Consider the following 18586-nt stretch of genomic DNA (forward strand, 5'->3'; position numbering starts at 1 on the left):
TTTAAGGTTGGTTTGGCTAGATAAAATTGCTAGACTAGCTAGTCATCGATAAATACTGTTGGTGCCTATAAAGGGATAGTTACCTTTATTGTCTTGCCATAGCTAAGTTCGTTATGGTATATTAGTAAAACCGGAGCATAAAAATATATGGAGAATAATCAACAAAAACTTATCGATGCTATACAAAGTAAAATTACCGCGGGCAGCAGTAACAATTTAAAGGCTTTTTTAGCCGGAATAGACCAACTGGAGTTACTAGAGGCCGTAGAAGAACTTAATGCCGAAGAACAAGCCATCATCTTTCCTTTGTTACCTAAAGATAAAGCTTATTTTATCTTTGAGCAGTTAGCAACCAGCGACCAGCACCAGCTTATCGATAGCTTTAAGGGCGAAGAAGCCCAAGAGCTGGTGGAAGAACTGCCGCCCGATGACCGTGTGCGTTTATTTGATGACTTGCCCAAAGAAGAGGCCGATAAGTTATTAGAGGGGTTATCGCCTAAAGAGCAGCAATCTACCAACTTATTAATGAGCCACCAGCCGCAAACGGCCGGCCGTATTATGACTACGCAGTATGTCAATATTTCCCCTCATATATCGGCCCACAAAGCTTTAGAAAAAGTTAAGGAAAGGGCCAAAGAAAAAGAGACTATCTACATAATTTATGTTACCGATAACTTAGGAAAACTGGTAGGAGCACTTTCGTTACGCGAATTACTTACCGCCGAGCCCGGAGCCAAAGTTAGTGATTTTATGAAAACTTCTTTAATTACCGTTCAGCTTGATACCGACCAAGAAGAGGTAGCCCGCCTTTTACAAAAGCTCGATTTACTGGCTATTCCAGTGGTAGATGAGCAAGATACGCTGGTGGGCATTGTTACCGTTGACGATGCTATGGATATTTTAGAGGCCGAAGCTACCGAAGATATGCTGGGTAAGGCCGGTATATCTTCCGGTCTTGCAAAAGACCAATCTAAACAAAGTAACACCCTCATTAATGGCTCTATTTGGCGAATATGGCGCGTGCGTTTACCTTTTTTATTTTTAACCTTAGGCGGCGGCCTGCTTGCCGGCAGCGTTATCGGCGCCTTTGAAGATGTGCTGGAACAGGTAGTGTTTATTGCCGTTTTTATTCCGGTTATTATGGGTATGGGCGGTAACGTTGGGGTGCAATCGTCTACCATCTTTTTACGCGGCATGATTTTGGGCCACATTCGGGAAGAGACCTTATGGCGGCATATCTTAAAAGAGGTTACCGTTGGCTTTAGTATGGGCGCTGTGGTGGGCATCATCATTGGTTTAATAGCGTGGTTATGGCAGGGCATACCGCAACTAGGTTTAGCTATTGGCCTTTCGTTAATTATTGCCATGACGGTGGCTTGCTTTTTGGGCTTTATGATTCCTTACCTACTTGCTAAATTACACATTGACCAAGCCGCCGGCACCGATCCGCTTATTACCACTATTAAAGATGTGCTGGCCCTGCTTATTTACTTTAGTTTGGTAAGGTTATTTTTAGGGTATTTGTTGTAAGCGGTGAGCTATACAACTTTCATACAATCAGCCGGCAAACAAATTTTAGGAATTGGTAATGACTACAAACAAACTTTATTATGGTGATAACCTTAATATTTTAAAACAATTAAGCAAAGAGTACCTGCAAGGGTTTATCGATTTAATTTATATCGACCCTCCTTTCAATAGCAATCGCGATTACAATATATTATATGATAATTTAATTACCGATGAAGGTGATAAAATTAAGGCAGGTAAAGAGGCTTTTAGTGATACGTGGAGTAACACGGACCTTTCACACGAGCTTGAAGAGATGAAAGATTATACCGATATGCCTAAGCTCTATCGTTTTTTTGAGAATAACCGTGAAATTTTTACAACTGCTCAAATGAGTTACCTTACGATGATGGCTCATAGGCTTTATTATATACGTAAAGTATTAAAAGATAGCGGTAGCTTATATTTACACTGCGACCCTACAATGAGCCACTACTTAAAAATTGTGCTGGATTTAATATTTGGTGAAAAAAATTTTAGAAATGAGATTGTATGGTGTTATCGCGGGGCTGGTTACCCTAAACTCGATTTTGGTAAGCGGCATGATATTATTTTTAGATACAGTAAAACAGAGAACTATAAATTTTATCTTGATGAAGTGCGTATGCCTTATGCTGAAGAAACTGTTAAAAGGTTTTCTTATAAAATAGGTAATAAACGCGGCGGCAAAGATTTTGGGCAGCAAAGTTTACACCCATTGGGAAGGCAACCAGATGATTGGTTTGCCGATTTACAACCGATAGCTCCTTCTGCTAAAGAACGTTTAGGGTACCCCACTCAAAAACCAGAAGCCTTACTTGAGCGTATTATTAAAGCTAGTAGCCAAGAAAACGATTTAATAGCCGATTTTTTTTGTGGCTGCGGTACTACAGTTGCCGTAGCAGAGAAATTAAACCGTAAATGGCTGGGCGTAGATATTAGCCATTTAGCCGTTACCTTAGTAGAAGAAAAGCGTTTAAAACCTTTAAAGGCTAAATATGAAGTAATAGGCTTTCCGCGTGACTTAGCTGGCGCAGAAAAATTGGCCCAAGATAACAAATTTAAATTTGAACAATGGCTTGTCGAGTATATTTTGCGTGGCCATCAAACTAAAAAGACTGGTGATGGCGGGATAGATGGTCATGTAACCTACACCTTGCCCAGTGGTAAAAAGGTACAAGCTATCATCGAAGTGAAAGGCGGAAATATTTCTATGGCACAAATACGGGCTTTTAAAGATAGTATAAGCAAATTTAATGCCGATTTTGGTATTTTTATGGGTTTTACTGGGCAATTCACGAAAGGTATGTACAGCGAAGCCGACAACTTAGGCTATCTTGAGGGTTTCGATTTATTTAACCAAAGACTTAAAAAATTTTGTATTATTACCGTAGAAGATTTATTTATTAATAACTTGCCGGATGCTTTAAAAATGTTTAACATAAATACTACTTACTAAAGGAAATATCAATGTCCGAACTACTCAAAGATATGTACAATCATAAGTCGTTAAGCCAACTGGCTGCCAATATTAAAACGGTTTACAACCTTTTTAAGGCCGAAGAATTTTTAAAATCGACAATGGACGAAAGCTGGGTAAACTTAGAGTTAAAAGCACGTGGCCGCCAAATTTGCCTAAATTTAGGTAAATACTTACCGGCTAACTACCCTGATGCGCTTAAGGTTATCGATGATGTATTAGCCAGCCATAATGATTGGGTAAATGGCTTTTTTGGCGTTATCTTTGCCGATTTTGTCGAGGTTTATGGCCAAGCTGAGGAAAACTGGGATATATCGATGGCGGCTTTGGCAAGGTACACTCAATATGGCTCGGCCGAGTTTGCCGTAAGGCCTTTTATTATTAACTACGAAGAACGTATGCTGGCCCAAATGTTGGCTTGGGCACGGCACGAAAACGAACATATACGCCGTTTGGCCAGCGAAGGCTGCCGTCCGGCCTTACCGTGGGGGCAAGCCCTAACTAAATACAAAAAAGACCCGGCACCCATCTTGCCTATTTTAGAGCAGCTAAAGGCCGACCCGTCGTTATATGTACGCAAAAGTGTGGCCAATAATTTAAACGATATATCTAAAACTCACCCGGCTTTAGTGGCCAAGCTGGCTAAAGAGTGGTACGGCGATAACGAGCGCACCAACTGGATTGTTAAACATGGCTGCCGCACTTTACTTAAAAAAGGCAACAGCGAGGTACTGGCTATTTTTGGCTTTAACAATGCTTTAGCTATTACCACCGGAGGTTTTACCTTAGATAAAACCTCGTTGACCATTGGCGAAGATGTAAATTTTTCTTTTACTATTTTAAGCCAAGAAGCCGCTAAAGTGAGGCTGGAGTATACTGTAGATTATGTTAAGGCAAATGGTAAAACCAGCCGTAAAATTTTTCAAATATCTGAAGTTACGTTAAAAGCAGGTGAAGACAAGCTTTACAGCAAAAACCACTCCTTTGCTAATTTAAGTACCCGTAAACATTATCCCGGAGTGCATACCCTTACCCTTATTGTTAATGGGGTAGAGCGAGTGAGCTTAGATATTGAGTTAATTGAATAATTATTTAAAGATACTAAAAACTATAAAAACTATTTTATTTTTGCTTGACAAATTGTAATTATCAAATTACAATCTATTAAAGTGATGTTATATCTATAAGAAAAACTAAAGTATAGCTATTCCCTAGATTGGAGGATTTTACAATGAACAATATTAGTGTTATTTCAGAAAATATGCTTTGCGATGTGCGTAAAAGCTTTAGGTTACTTTACCAGTATAATCAGCAAGTGCTCGATTTAGTAAAGTATATTGGCAACCAATTTGGTATAGACGAAATTTATGGCTTTCCTAGATGGTCTACGCCTGCTCCGGCGCCGGTACGCAATAAAGCTACATCGATAGATAACCGATTGGCATGGGATTGGCTTAACATGCATTTATACGAATTTAATTTTATAAGTGAAGACGATTTACATTTTTCGATTGTTATCCAAAGCGATACCGGCAGGTATGACGGCAACACAAATTGGACCAATATTGAAAGTTTTGGCGATGTAAATAAGGCTCAAACCCGCCTTATTTTTGTTTTAGGCGATAAATACTGGAATTTAGATTTTCATGGCCTATTTGAAGATGCCGATATAATGTATAAAAATGAAAGTACTAAAATTATAAAAGACCCCGAAGATGATGGGAAAATGTACGTTATGGCCTTTCCTTTAACCAAATTTAAAGATAAAGAAACTATTACCGCCGGCTTACAAGAGTGGGTAGATTTTTTACATAAGCACGGTATTGATAAATTAAAGAAAAAATAAAAATAGCCGCCCCAACCCCTCTTTATTAACGAAAAGGAGTTGGGGCAGTGCCTATAAATAGCTAGTTAAACCTAACCTTTTTCCCTACCAAACCAACCTTAAAGAATACTGGTAACTACAAATAGTTACCAGTATTCTTTAAACTATCCTACTAACGCGGCCAAAAAAACAAAGTTAGCACGTTATTTAAGGTAGCGGCAATACTTGGCCCTATCTGGTTAGGCCCAATTTCTGATTGAAAAGAACTTCCCGGCTGGCCGTTTACATCAAAATTGGTATAGTTTACTCCCACCACAGCAAGATTACCGTGCTCATTTATATCTATCCTAAAAAAATAGATACGGCTATGGTACTGCGGCAGCAGTAAATTTTGCGAATCGTACCAGTGGTTCATACGCTCTTGGTCTACTGGCGGTGGCGGTAAATTGCCGGTTAATGGGTTCATTACCATACCGGCAAAGGTATTACCAGCGTCAGCGGCATTAGGGCCGGGGCTAAGGACGTTGTTGGTAAAAGGCATTTCCGTTAAATTATTTAACATTACCCTAAAGGCATAAATAGGGTTGCCGTTACCATCTACAGTGGTGCTTAAAAGCATATTGCCGGCATTTTCAATATCACCAAAGTTACCAAAGGTTACCCGCCGTGTATTAACTCTAGTTACGGTACCGGCAGTTTCTCCCCTAGTAAGAGGTACATCACGCCAAGCGCCATCACGCAACATAGGACTGTTAGTAATAGCTGTATTACCGCGGTGTAAATTTAAAAATGCTTCAATTTCGGCTTGTACAGGCTCTCTAAAGCCTTCGGGCGGCCAGTTGTCCATTCTTGGCGGCCTTATGGTAACTAAGCCAACGGTTAAGACGCCGTTATTGGGATGGCCGTTAAAATTTAGTGAGACGCTTGTTGAGTTACCCGCATTGGTTAGGGTAAACCTTAGTAAATTTAAAGCCTCCGCTGCCAGCTCTTCGCGTACCGTAGCCTCGCTAGGAGTGGTGCCGGAGGTAAAGATAACATTAAAGCTAACGGCTTGCGGCGTAAAATTAATGGCCGTTACCGTAATATCACTGGCGGCGTACATTTTCGCAATAGCTTCCCGCATAAGTAGCTCAAAGACTTGTGCCGTAATTGGCAGCTGATAGACAAGGTTATTGCCGGCGGTAACAATTACATTGGGTAAGTTACTGTCAAAAAGAGAGCGCACATTCTCTATAGCGGTATTTTGTACGGCGGCAGTAAAAGCAGGTAAAGCTACCACAATGGCTACCATAATATTATCACTGGCCCTAGCTACGTCCCCGCTACTAACGGGAAGGCCGTTAAGGGTGTAAGCTAACTGCACATTAGCAGCCAAAATATTTGGCGCGCTATCTATTACAGCCCCTATAACCTCCGGAGGTGAAGGAAGATCAAAGACCGAAACAACAGGTGCGCTACTGGAAGCGTTGCCTCCACCTGTACGACAGGCCACAAACGATAGAAGTATGAGTAATCCTAATAATAAATTTTTTAAATACTTTTCCATATATTTCCTCCTTAAAAAATACCATTTAAAGGTATTTTTTACACTTAAAGTACTATACCCTAATAATTGCAAAAAATCAAGCATTATAAGTGATATTTTAGATATAACAACTTGTTTATTCACAAAATTGTAATATATCTATGTATTTCTAAGTATTGTTATGCTAAATAATAAAATTATGCCGTATATTAGCTAAATGTACTTATAGACTTACAGCACACTAAAAAACCCCTTTGTTAAAAGGGGGTTGAGAAAATGCCTTATAAAAGCCGCTAGCGGCTAGTTAAAGTAAAACTGCATAGCTAAAAATAGGGCCGCTACAATATAGGTAGCCGGCTTAATTTGTCTGGCCTTGCCGCTAAATAACTTAATAACTACATAACTAATAATACCAAAGGCAATACCTTCGGTAATGCTGTAACTTAACGGCATCGTGATAAGGGTAAAAAAGGCGAGGATAGTCTCGCTAAAGTCATTAAAAATCTAGGTCGGCAATGGGACTTAACATAAATAGCCCAATAATAAACATAAAATGGGCAAAGCTTATACTTATACTGTGGAAAGAACTAATAGGTTTTTAAGGCATTATTTAGCCAGATTTGTCAGAAAAAGCTATTCTTCCAGCAAATCTGTATTCATGGTTGAACTCTCTGTTTACCTCTTCATTTACAAAGATTTTAACTTTTCTATTCTATTGTAGCACTGCCTATTAAAGTTTGGCTTTTACTATGACTTTATATCAAACATTAGCTATAGGTAAGGAATTACCTTTAAGGCTAGGTTACCTAGTTGATAAGATATCATCAATATTTTGATATTGCCCTGTGCGGTCTAACCCAAAGTAGCTGTAAAAACTTCGTTTTTCTCCGGCAAAGTCATAGCCATTCCGGCCATAATTAAAAGCAGCGTTTACATTTAATCTATCATTTTCTATTATAAACTCATCGCTCATAGTAATAATAACGTTATGTGATGAGGTAATCCAATGGTCGTACTCTCTAAAACTAAAAATACCGGCAATTACTTCACCTTCAATATAAACAATAACTATATTTTGCATTATAGCGGTACCAAAAAGCTTTGTCTGCCCGGCCGCTACCTCACTATGCATAAAACCACCGTTTTTATCTATTAAAGTAATAAATCCTTTTTCTGCGGTATTGTTAGTAATTTGCAAAGTTATTTTACAAGCTGAATCGCAGCTGATAGACAAAAGCACCCACAGCCCCACACAAATAAAGGGTATATTTTTAAAGACTTTATTAATCATAATTTGGCTATACTAATATTATTTTACCGAGTTGTCAAGATAACTGAAAGAAATATAACAAAAGAGCTCTTTGCCCCGCGAAAAGCACACTAAGCCACAAAATCGAAAGGCTTTGGCCGTTTGATTAGCCCCAAGCTACACAAAAAACTAAGTTCTTTATTTTGTAGTTACAAAACAATTCTAATTTATTATGGTATTCCATCCTAGTATACTTTAGGATAGTTTTGTTATAATGTCAAGCTTTAAAAAACTCATTACTCTTGAAAAGCAAAGCAAACTATGCTAATTTTAAGTAATGAGAAAAAAAAGCCTAGCTTTTTATTTAGTTGCTCCGCCGGTAATAATGTTATTAGTAGCTTTAATTTACTTTTTGGTAACTAACCATAATAACTACGACTACAGCCGCCAAGTAGCTTTAAATGGCCTGGAGCGCAGCTTAAGAGCCGAGTCCCGCTTGGTACTGGCCGAATACGACTACCGCGCCCTTTTTAACATCGAGAACAGCCAGAGGGTATTCGGCGTGGCCGTGCCGGTAAACCGGATGCTTTTTGCGGTACATTACCGGCTGCGTGCCGGTATTAGCCTAGAAGATAATTTTGAGCTAATTTATAACGATTTTGAGAGCGTAACCGTTAAACTAGGCAGCCCGCAAATTTTTAGTGTAACTGCCTTAGACGAAACCATTTACAGCTTTGATAACTGGAGCCTACCGCTAACAACTATTAGGCTGGCCGATTTTTTACCGGCCATAGAGGCCGAAACTGCCGAAGTAACGGCCAGAGCCCTTAACGATGGTATATTACAACGGGTACAAAACAACGCCACTCTCTTTTTTACCACTCATCTAGCGGCTTTAGGGTTTAGTTACATTGATGTAGTTATTAACTAATTTCTTTTCATAATTTAAATATGTTGCTCAGCCATTCTCTTATTTTAATCAACAGAAAACTCACGCACGGCGTGAACGCTTCCCGGCAGGTTATTATAAGACGGTACCCAAGTCCCGTCCCAAAACCCGAAACCACCGGCAGAAAAGCTACTACTCCAGTATGCGATGTAAATTGTCAAACAACAGTGTCATATTTTCGCTGCTTGGCAACGCTCAATCACTAAAGCCCCTGGCGCTAAAATTTCGGGCGATAGTATCGGCATCATTTCTGGTAAACATTCCAAGCTCTGCGCTTACCTCTTTAAATAGAACATTGCCAAAAGACGCAAGTATACCGCTATTATTATCTCGCTCTTGTGTTAATACAGTATTATTCAAAATATCGTTAAAGTAGTTGCCGCTTGAGGCGGAATGGGGTCCCGAAGGCAACCCACTAAAGCAACCAACATTATCAACAATTTTTTCATTATTTTCTCTCTTCAACAGCTTTAAAGGCAAACTATAATTTTTAACCATTTGGCTGCCTAAATACATAACCAAATGGTTTATTAAAAAATATAATTTATTCGCCCTTTACCAGCTCTATCACTACTAAGCAAGCTTTTTCTAGGCTGCTCAGGCTTAACCACTCCCAGTAACCATGAAAGTTATGGCCGCCGGTAAAAATATTGGGACAAGGCACACCCAAAGCCGTTAGCTTGGCCCCATCTGTCCCGCCGCGAATAGGTTTAATAATAGGGGTTACCCCTACTTTTTTTACAGCATTTAGTAAGTTTTGCATTACCTCTGGCTGTTTTTCGATAGCTTCGCGCATATTACGGTACTCTTCTTTTAGTTCTACAGTAATTTTACCGTGAGGAAAAGCTGCCTCTACGGCGGCGGCAAAGCTATGCAAGGCGGCGGCACGGCGCTCAATTTCAGCGGCATTATGGTCGCGCAAAATTACCTCTAGGGTGGCTTGCTCGGTATGGCCTTTTAATTCTTGCGGCCAGTAACAGCCATAGTAACCGTCGGTAGCTTCCGGCGATTCGCTGCGCGGTATTAAATTAATAAAGGCTGCCGCCATACTTAAAGCATTAACCATTTTACCGCGTGCCGTACCGGGATGGATAGGTACTCCTTTAAAGTTAATCATGGCATAGCTGCCGTTATAACATTCGTACTCTAGGTAACCCAGTTCATCACCGTCTAAAGTATAAGCTGTTTTACTGCGCAGTTTATCTAGCGGGAAGTTGGCCATACCGTTACCGCCTTCTTCATCGGGGGTAAAAACAGCCTCTATGCCGTTGTGTTTAATGTGCGGGTTGTTTACCAAATATTTAATGGCCGTCATAATGGCCGCTATACCGGCTTTATCATCGGCCCCAAGCAACGTGGTACCATCGGCCGTAATAATGGTATCGCCGCTGTATTTACCCAAATAAGGGTCGGCAGCTGGGTCTATGATGATGTTATTTTTTAACTTGATAGCCTTACCATCGTAGTTTTTATATACTTGCGGGCTAACGTTGGTAGCCGTTACGTCTTCGGCCGTATCAAGGTGGGCCATAAAAGCAATCGGATTATCGGTGCCGCTGTTAGCTTTTAAATGGGCTATAACAAAGGCTTTGTCATCGTTATATACCTCTAAGCCAAGCCCTTTTAGCTCTTCGGCCAGCATTTTAGCCAGCGCCAACTGATTGGGGCAGGTAGGGTAAACTTTACCGGCATTGGCTAAATTGGTGCGGGTATCTATTTTAACATAACTAATAAAACGGTCTAATAAATCGGCTTGTAAATCCATCGTATCTCCTCGTATATGGTATTAAGCTTATTAACTTGTAAAGATAACAAACCCTTACCACTCCATTTTACTATAGGGTAATAAAATTGTAAAGCTTTAAGTTAAGTAATTTTGAGCCGTAAAGTGGTAAGTTGTTTTACTCGGCCAGTAAACCGCTTAACACGTCGGCCATTTTTTTGGCGGTTTTACTCACACGGCCTTCATCTTTAGCGGCCTTAAAAAGGTTGATGGCCTTAATATATTCGTGTTTGTTATAGTAATAATCGCCAACCCGTACAATGCCATCGGTGTAGTTTAAATTTAAAAATATTTTAGAGGCCAGCTCGATATTGCCTTCGTTAAATAAAATATTCCCTTTACGCAGCAAAGCTACTTTATCACCGGCCGAAACATCGGGGGCCTTATCGGGCACACCAATTTTAATAAAACCTTCTTTGGGTAATTTTTGTAATAAATCTTGTGTTTTACCGGCTTGTTTCATCTTTTTTTCCTTATAGCTTTTATTATAGTAGTTAGCGGCCTAATAAACAAGCTATCTTTTAATAATATTTTACTACTTAAGGCTAATTTTTAGCCGCTACGTAGTTAATAATGCCTTGCGCTATTTTTTCGGCATCTTGCTGCCGTACTAAATAACTGTTTACCAGCTCAAAATCTTCTTGCACTAAATTTCTTACCTCTACCAAAACGGCGGCGGGGGCCGGATTATTATTAACCATAATAAAAGAGCCCCGGCGTATTGTGCCGCGCCCTTTACTATCAATAATGGCCTGCGCTAAATTAAGGCTGTGCTGCGTTGGGTTACTGGCTACAGCTACCAAACCTAACGGTGTATGCGGGCTGGAATCGTTATGGATACTAATAAAAATTCGTCTGTCTATAGTGATATTTTTTAATAAATTTCCGGTTATCTCTAAACGGCGGCGAAGCACCCAAAGCCCGCCACCCATACTATCACCCTCTCTTTCGTTATTAAAGACGGCGTTTTGCGTGTTGGCAAAAGTTTGCTGAATATCGTTATTGCGGATAGTATAACTAGGCGAAATATTAGTTAGCTGCACCTGCGCCCCGTGCCGCTTAAGTAAGGCATAAAGCCGCATAGCCACATCGTAGTTATATTGGGCTTCATAAAAAGTTTTAACTTCGCCGCTTACTTCTTTAGTTACCACAGCGCCCGGGTCGCGCCCGCCATGCCCGCTATCCAGCACAATAGTATACCCCTGCAAAACATTACTTAACATACCGGCCTGCTCTATTTGCCGGTTAAAGCCGGTTAATAAAGTTTGCGCCATCGTAAAGCGTTGTTGTACTGTAAGGTTATCGCTGCGGCCATCAAAAGGCAAAGGTTGACTCTCCGGCCTTAAAACCGGATTAGCCGGTAAAAAGTTGGCCGGCACCATCTGTGCCGGTGGCGGCACCCGTGCTTGCCATAGTTCACGGTTAGCTTGCGGCTGCCATACTTCGTCATTAAAAACCATAAAAACGGGGTTAAACAAAATAAGCTCGGTACCGGCGATAATCTCGGTAGTGTTTAAGGCATTGTATTGCATTAATTGGTCTACCGTTAGTTCAAAGCGGTCGGCAATACTTTCTAGGCTATCACCGGCCTTAGCTACATAGTTAAGGGGGTGGTTAGCTGTAAGCTGCAAAAGCTGCCGGCGCGAAAGTTCTAGGCTATCAAGATTATTTAACATCACTAAATTGCTTTGCGGTACGGCAAAACGTACGCTAATACTGCTTAAAGTATCGCCGCGCTGCACCACATAACTTTGCCCAGTAACGGCGGCTTGCTGCGGCAAAATTAATACGGCGCCGGCTTTAAGATGACGGCTGTTTAAATTATTTAACTGAGCTAGTTGTTGCGGAGTAATCTTAAAGGCAGCAGCTAAAGTATTAAGGTTATCGCCGGCCCTAACAATGTGGTAATTAATGGGGATAACTACATCACCGGCATTTTGAGCGGCCATTAAAGGCAACGGCTTAATATTTAGGCTATAATTAAAATTAATATAGTTATTGGTTAAGTTAAGCCAGCTAAAAAGGGTTACGGCCGGCAAAGCCAGCAGAAAAATAGCTAAAAAAATAAATATTGTCCGCTTTTTAGCGGTTTTTTTAGGCCGTCTTAAATAGCCGGGATAGTGCTTAACTTTAGGTTGATGAGCTTTAGCGAGCATTATTTATATTATCGGGTAAATGAAAGTACACCTTTATATGGCTTATTTTATTGACAAACCGGTCGCTATAGGCTAAACTTTTATTAAGGAGGAATTATGATTAAAAAACATACATTTTTACTGCTTAGCGTTACTTTAGCGGCCTTAGCCGCTCATAACCTTAAAGCCGATAATTTAGAGGCCGCCGGCCAAAGGGCTTTTGAGGCTTTAATGGCCCAATTTGGTGATTATACGCTAGATTTTTACGATGATTATTGGGATACCGATAATTTTTACTGGGTAGAGGGCGATTTTATCGCTGCGGTAAGCTTTAACCAAGCCCCCAGCAGTTGGTTTAGTTTTAGCGAAGGCGTTTTAGTTATGGCTAATGAATACCGCCTTTATCCACCGGAAGAAGAATTTGCGGCCGGCAGCTGGCTGGATATTCGTATCGAAATTCATTTTTTCTTTGACGGCCAAAACTTTACCGATAGAGCTATCTTTAAGATGTTGATTATAGATTGGTCGGCCGACATTGAGGCTGAGGTAGCCGAAGCAGGTTTAGCAAGCGGCACCGAAATAACAGAAGAAATATCTTTTATTACCGATGAATGGGGCTATAATGCGGTAATAGAGGCCGCGATAGACCTCATAGCCGCTTATTTAGAGATAATAACGCTGTCTTAAAGCTTAACCAATAAATCCCCTTTGCCGGCACAAACCATAGGTTTTTGATTGTATGGGGATTTATTAAACTATTTTTTTAACGAGCGGCAGGCAATCTGTTCATTATACGTTCAAGCAAGGCGTTGCCATCGTGCACTCCCCACATCTTTTGAAACCTATCGCCCAATAAGGTGGCCATTATCATGGCATCGGGTAAAGTAATTTGCTGGTGCCAGCTTTCAAAGATGTTTTCGGCAGCATAAATGGCTATTACATAGTTATTACGGTAATAATCTACTACTATTTCGCGGTTAAAAGGGTCATTTTGGTAAAAAGCCTCTATCATACGCAGCATAGTGGCCGGCGGCTTTACAAAAGCAAAGCTGGTATCCAACCCTGTGCGGCGGCTCACCAAACGATAAACCGGGGTGGTTAAAGTGCTTACAGCTTCATCGATACTTAGCTCAAATTCCCCTATCATCAGCGAGCGGTTATCTCGCATAGCTTGCTCTAAGCGGTTTACAACGGCCACATTAATGGTTACCGCCGTTAAAAAATAGCCAATATCGTTGCTTACATAAAAAGTGCTACTTAACCTAAATTGCCGCTCGTAAACAGTGCGCCGGATACTGCGGTTAATAGACCTTCCCCATAAACCATTATCTAAATCGTCCCAAATGCTTACTATATCGCCGCCGGGCGGGATAATAGCCTGCAAGGTTGTAGTAGTTGCCGCTAAAAGCAGGGCTAGTATTATCGCTTTCATTCACTTTCCTCTTCTATAATTATACCACTAAAAAAGGCGCTTTTCAAGATAGTATGGCCATTATCTGTAGCCAATGTTAATAAATCGGCCGTTACTTGCTCTTTCATTAACGGCTGCAAATAAGCTACTAAAGCCCCCCATAACTCTGGGGTAAGGGCTACCGGCGGCCAGCCCGGCCGCACCGAAAGGCCGCTTTCTATATGGTAGCTTAAGATGGCAGCTTCGGGCAGTCTTATGGTAATAACATCATCTTGACGGCTTAGCCAGCCCTCCGTTAAGTTAAAGCCGGCTGTGGCCCTAAAAACAAGCGGGAAGAAAAACTGCCCTTGCCGGTTTAAATCGATGCCCAAATTTAAAATAGCCATATAAAAACTATATTGCCTAATTTCGGTCTCTGTAAAAGGTAAATTATGTTGCCGCACGATAACCATAAGTTCTTCGTGGGTAAGGCCCATAAAATCGCTGTTTCTTAATAAAGGAGTAGTTAACATACGTGCCCGCAACTGCGTCCAGTTAGGGTAAGGGCTGGGGATAAAATCGTAGGGAAATAAAAACTCTTGAGTGATAGAGGCGGTTTCCAGCTGCTCAAGATCTGTAATGTTTTCTAAGGTGAGCTGAGTGGTAACCTGCTGCACCCGCCCAAAGAGCAGCTGGTTAATCCAATCGCCCTGCCAAAGAAAGGCCAGCACGATGAGTAAAGTGATGATGATTAGAAAGAGTAGTTTTTTCATTTATTCCTAATAAATAGCAAATTTTTGCCGTAAGTACAAAGATAACCTAGAATCATCATACTTAAATAATTCATTTATTAAAACATAAAAGCATTTGGAATAGGTTGTTTACAATATCTAAAACTTAGACTATACTAAAATTAAAGATAATCGTCAACAATGGAAATTACTAAATTATGAGTGAAGAACTATTACAAAGAGATTTGTTGAGAAACCCGGAGAAAATTGGTACTTGGAATTTTTATAATATTGGTGCCACTTCTATAAATGCCTTAAAAGAAGCTGGTATTTTACGCAATATCGATTATGGTGATGTTGCCCGTAAAAAGGTAGATGCTTTAATTACCAAACAGAAAGAAGTGATCGCTGTAATTGAGCATAAGTCTCCTAATCAATTTAATACTCAAAGTAAAAAAGATAGCGCTATTGAGCAAGAGTTTGATGTAGCTAGAAAAATAGGGGCTAAATTAATTATTGCTACTGATACCCAAGAAACAGTATGGGTTAATGTATTAACTGGTAATAATATAAAAAATGAAGATGGCAGTGATTTTAATTACTTATTTAATAGTAAAGACCAAGGTTTACAAAAAGTAATAATAAAGATAATTCAATCTATAAATGATAAAAATGATAAGATTTTACCTCAAGAATTAATAGCCCCAACTTCTCTTGCTAAATCAATATGGCAAGATATATGGAGTGTAAGCGGAGCTACAGCAGAAAATTGCCTTTACACATTTGTTGAACTTTTCATTTTTAAATATTTGAGTGATTTGGGAGTTTTACAGGGTTTTTATAGTTTTAACGATCTTTTAAATAGATATAAAACTAATGACGATAACGAAGTTTTGGAATATTATGCTACTGCTGTAAGGCCAGAAATTAAAAAGAAATTTCCTGAAAACCCTACTGATAGAACTACCATAATAAATGGGACTATCTTTGTTAGTAAAGACCAAAAAGCTGTTAGTGGGTATAGTACCGTTTTTAGAAAAGTGTTAGAGAGATTCAGAGATTATGGAAAGTTAGAGCATATTGACCATGATTTTAAAAGTAAACTTTTTGAGAGTTTTTTAAAAGAAAGTATTAGCAAAAAAAATTGGGGACAATTTTTTACCCCTATAAAAGTAGTGCGCGCTATCAATGAGATGGCTAAAAGTGAATTAAAACCCAATATGATTATTTGCGACCCTGCCTGTGGAGTAGGTAAATTTCCACTTGAATATATTAAAGATAATATTAATACCTTATTTGAGGTAAAAGACGGAAAAATAGCGTCTAAAGTTAAAATAGTCGGTTTTGATAAAGGGTTTGATAAAGATGAACAAAAGACTATTATTTTAGCTAAAGCAAATATGCTTATTTATTTTAGTGAACTTATATTAGAAAACCAATATACACAAGAATTTGCTACATTATTTAATGAAAGTTTTATTTTAAAAACCAATTCAATTTTAGGCACCTTATCGGAACCCATACAAGAAGTGTATGATTTAATACTGACAAACCCTCCTTATGTAACCAGTGGTAGTAGCAACCTAAAGGAAGAAATAACTAAAGACACAGTCCTTAGGAACTACTATAAAATTAATGGAATAGGTGTTGAAGGGCTTTTTATGGAATGGATAATTAGGGCATTAAAACCCAACGGCAAAGCTTTTATAGTTGTGCCAGATGGGATATTTAATAGACAAAATGACAAAAATTTGAGGAAATTTATTTTAGAAGAGTGTTTTATTGATGCCATTATATCATTACCAGTGAAAACTTTTTTTACTACTCCTAAAAAAACTTATGTTTTGGCTGTTACTAAAAAAAATAATATATCGGAAAAACAAGTTGATCCGGTTTTTACTTATTTATGTAGTGAGATAGGTGAAAGCAGAGATAATAACCGCTTTGACATTGAGCAAAATGATTTACAAGAAGCTGTTAGTTTATTTAATGCTTTTAAAGGAAGTAAGGAATATATTACTGCTAATAATACTGATAAAAGATGTAAAATCCAAAATATTGAAAGATTTACAAATAATATAGAAAATCATTGGATTATAGATAAAGATTGGTCTGAACAAGAAAAAATTGAGCTAGGAGTAACAGTAGAAAGTGAGCTAATTACAGCTGAAGAGTTTTCAGATTTATTGAGTGAAGTATCTGATACAATTCATGAGCATTCAAATGCAATTAAAGGTTCTCAATTAAATACAAGATATATGCCTAAAAAAATTTCCTCTATTTTTACAATAAGTAAAGGAAAAGGTGAGTATACTAAAAAATTTATGAATAGTCATAAAGGTGATTACCCAGTTTATTCGTCACAAACTTTTGATGATGGAATTATTGCTAATATTAATACTTATGACTATGATTGTGAATGCTTAACTTGGACAACAGATGGGACTTATGTAGGAACAGTTTTTTTAAGAAACGGTAAGTTCTCAATGACAACACACTGTGGTGCTTTATTTTTAAAAGAGGAATATAAAGATAAAATATTATTAAGTTATTTGCATTGTGTGCTTAATAATATTTTACCTTTACATAAAGAAGGGGAAAGGTCTAATAAGAGACTTGGTAGTAAAAGAATATCTAATATAGAAATACCTATTCCTATTGACGATATGGGTAACATAGATATTCAGGGGCAACAAGAAATTGTTGAAAGATATAATCTTCTTCAGGAAATAAAAAACAATATAGCAGTATATAAAGAAAAGATTGATAAATTAAATGTTGTTATAGAGGTAAATGCAGGTCTAAAAATATAAGTAAGCCTATCTCGAATAATTTATTTTACCAACGGCAGCACAAAGCTATCCAGCGCTAACCTTTGCAGCTGCGGGTTAAGGCCGCTTCTTAGCAGCTCATCGTACTCGTTAAGTTTTACCATTACCATTTTTAGTTCGGTTAAGCTGTACTTACGCAGGGCGGTGCGGTATAAATCGCCGCTCTTTTTGCCAATAATGGCTAGGTTGCGTAATGTTTCATCGCTTACCGTACCGCCGGCAGCCAGCTCTTTTAAATTAAGTAACTTCCTAAATTGCCATGTTAGGCCGGTTAAGGTTTGCACACCTACCCCTTCGCTGTTTAAGGCAAGGTTGTTTAGCACCTCTAGGGCGCTGCTGTCGCGCAGGGCCAGCCTTTCAAAGAGGGTAAAGATAGATACCTCTTTACTGCTGACAATTAAACCATCAACCATTACTTCGTTTATATCTTGGCCGCTATAAAAGCTAAGCAGGGCCTCCATTGCTACCTTAAGTTCGTTTTGGTTCTCTATTAGTTCTAACAAGCGGTCAATGGCTTCGCGGCTGATAACTTGGTTATTCTTTTTAAAAAAACTTTCCACAAAACGTTCACGTTCGGCCGCACGCAGTTCGTAAAAAATTCTTTTATTAGCCGGCGGGCATAAGTTTTCCAACTTTTTATCAGCCTTAAAACCGTCGCTGGTTAAAATAATATATAGGTCGTCCTGTGGTTTTTTAAGTGCGGCGGTTAAGTTATCAAGGTCGGGCTTTTTTAAGGCTTCAAAATTGGCCAGCACAATAAACCGCGCCCCGCCAAACAGCGAACTGGTGCTGATAAGGCTTATTAGGCCCGTCATCTCTAAATCGTAGGGGTAAAATTTGTAACGGTCTAGCTCGCCATGTGTTTTTTGAGCCGTAGCGGCTAGGGTATTAATAAGATTGGCTTTTTCGCCGGCCTCCGGCCCAAGTAAGAGGTAAAGGTTAGCGATGGTAGCCGGAATTTTAGCCATATATGTTAGTTTAGCATAATGAGGGGCGGTTAAGCAACTAACAGTAATAAGGTAGGAATGGACAAAAGATAGCTAAAATGATAAACTAAGGAATGGAAGAAAAAGCAGAGAAGAGGCCGATTTGCCCAAAATGTGGAAAAGAAGAGAGGCAGATGAAGAGTGGGTTTACAAA

The 18586-nt window shown here is 39.2% G+C and carries 17 protein-coding genes; 7 read left to right on the forward strand and 10 right to left on the reverse strand.

Annotated elements, in window-relative coordinates; all coding sequences use genetic code 11:
- Positions 1-147 precede the first annotated feature (147 nt).
- From mgtE to FWE37_04960, 4 genes are all read left to right on the forward strand, one after another.
- Positions 148-1530, forward strand: a complete 1383-nt coding sequence (mgtE, locus tag FWE37_04945; GenBank protein MCL2520331.1) for a magnesium transporter — start codon at positions 148-150, stop codon at positions 1528-1530.
- Positions 1531-1588: 58 nt separating this feature from the next.
- A complete protein-coding gene (locus FWE37_04950) occupies positions 1589-3007 on the forward strand; it encodes a restriction endonuclease (protein MCL2520332.1) in 1419 nt (472 codons plus the stop codon).
- A gap of 11 nt (positions 3008-3018) precedes the next feature.
- Positions 3019-4116 (forward strand): DNA alkylation repair protein, encoded by a 1098-nt coding sequence (locus FWE37_04955; GenBank protein MCL2520333.1) that lies wholly within the window; start codon positions 3019-3021, stop codon positions 4114-4116.
- Positions 4117-4259: 143 nt separating this feature from the next.
- Positions 4260-4874 (forward strand): hypothetical protein, encoded by a 615-nt coding sequence (locus tag FWE37_04960; GenBank protein ID MCL2520334.1) that lies wholly within the window; start codon positions 4260-4262, stop codon positions 4872-4874.
- Positions 4875-5025: 151 nt separating this feature from the next.
- On the opposite strand, the gene FWE37_04965 is transcribed toward FWE37_04960, so the two are convergent.
- The 3 genes from FWE37_04965 to FWE37_04975 form a co-directional block, all read right to left on the reverse strand.
- A complete protein-coding gene (locus tag FWE37_04965; GenBank protein ID MCL2520335.1) occupies positions 5026-6399 on the reverse strand; it encodes a hypothetical protein in 1374 nt (457 codons plus the stop codon).
- A 279-nt stretch (positions 6400-6678) separates the two neighbouring features.
- Positions 6679-6831, reverse strand: a complete 153-nt coding sequence (locus tag FWE37_04970; protein ID MCL2520336.1) for a hypothetical protein — start codon at positions 6829-6831, stop codon at positions 6679-6681.
- A gap of 349 nt (positions 6832-7180) precedes the next feature.
- Positions 7181-7669: a hypothetical protein gene (locus FWE37_04975; protein ID MCL2520337.1), complete on the reverse strand. Its 489-nt coding sequence runs from the start codon at positions 7667-7669 to the stop codon at positions 7181-7183.
- A 295-nt stretch (positions 7670-7964) separates the two neighbouring features.
- On the opposite strand from FWE37_04975, the gene FWE37_04980 reads away from it, so the two are divergent.
- Positions 7965-8558, forward strand: coding sequence for a DUF4230 domain-containing protein (locus FWE37_04980; GenBank protein MCL2520338.1), 594 nt, complete (start codon positions 7965-7967; stop codon positions 8556-8558).
- Between the two features lie 213 nt (positions 8559-8771).
- On the opposite strand, the gene FWE37_04985 is transcribed toward FWE37_04980, so the two are convergent.
- The 4 genes from FWE37_04985 to FWE37_05000 all read right to left on the reverse strand — a co-directional run bounded on the left by FWE37_04985 (position 8772) and on the right by FWE37_05000 (position 12515).
- Positions 8772-9074, reverse strand: coding sequence for a hypothetical protein (locus FWE37_04985; GenBank protein ID MCL2520339.1), 303 nt, complete (start codon positions 9072-9074; stop codon positions 8772-8774).
- A 46-nt stretch (positions 9075-9120) separates the two neighbouring features.
- Positions 9121-10341 carry a peptidase T gene (gene pepT / locus FWE37_04990; protein MCL2520340.1) on the reverse strand — a complete coding sequence of 407 codons (1221 nt, stop codon included), beginning with the start codon at positions 10339-10341 and terminating at the stop codon, positions 9121-9123.
- Positions 10342-10477: 136 nt separating this feature from the next.
- Positions 10478-10822, reverse strand: a complete 345-nt coding sequence (locus FWE37_04995; protein ID MCL2520341.1) for a hypothetical protein — start codon at positions 10820-10822, stop codon at positions 10478-10480.
- Positions 10823-10904: 82 nt separating this feature from the next.
- Complete coding sequence (locus tag FWE37_05000) at positions 10905-12515, reverse strand: LysM peptidoglycan-binding domain-containing protein (GenBank protein ID MCL2520342.1); 1611 nt, start codon at positions 12513-12515, stop codon at positions 10905-10907.
- A 96-nt stretch (positions 12516-12611) separates the two neighbouring features.
- On the opposite strand from FWE37_05000, the gene FWE37_05005 reads away from it, so the two are divergent.
- Positions 12612-13181, forward strand: a complete 570-nt coding sequence (locus FWE37_05005) for a hypothetical protein (protein MCL2520343.1) — start codon at positions 12612-12614, stop codon at positions 13179-13181.
- A gap of 76 nt (positions 13182-13257) precedes the next feature.
- On the opposite strand, the gene FWE37_05010 is transcribed toward FWE37_05005, so the two are convergent.
- Both FWE37_05010 and FWE37_05015 read right to left on the reverse strand, forming a co-directional pair.
- On the reverse strand, positions 13258-13926 hold the full coding sequence (locus FWE37_05010) for a hypothetical protein (GenBank protein MCL2520344.1): 669 nt from the start codon (positions 13924-13926) through the stop codon (positions 13258-13260).
- Entirely contained in the window at positions 13923-14657 is a 735-nt protein-coding gene (locus FWE37_05015) for a hypothetical protein (protein ID MCL2520345.1), read from the reverse strand. The genes FWE37_05010 and FWE37_05015 overlap by 4 nt, the downstream gene beginning before the upstream one ends.
- 176 nt (positions 14658-14833) lie before the next feature.
- Between FWE37_05015 and FWE37_05020 the strand changes: the two genes are divergently transcribed.
- Positions 14834-17428: an N-6 DNA methylase gene (locus FWE37_05020; GenBank protein ID MCL2520346.1), complete on the forward strand. Its 2595-nt coding sequence runs from the start codon at positions 14834-14836 to the stop codon at positions 17426-17428.
- Positions 17429-17448: 20 nt separating this feature from the next.
- On the opposite strand, the gene holA is transcribed toward FWE37_05020, so the two are convergent.
- Complete coding sequence (gene holA, locus FWE37_05025) at positions 17449-18414, reverse strand: DNA polymerase III subunit delta (GenBank protein MCL2520347.1); 966 nt, start codon at positions 18412-18414, stop codon at positions 17449-17451.
- Positions 18415-18586: the final 172 nt, after the last annotated feature.

The organism is Spirochaetaceae bacterium (assembly GCA_009784515.1).
Lineage (GTDB): Bacteria > Spirochaetota > Spirochaetia > WRBN01 > WRBN01 > WRBN01.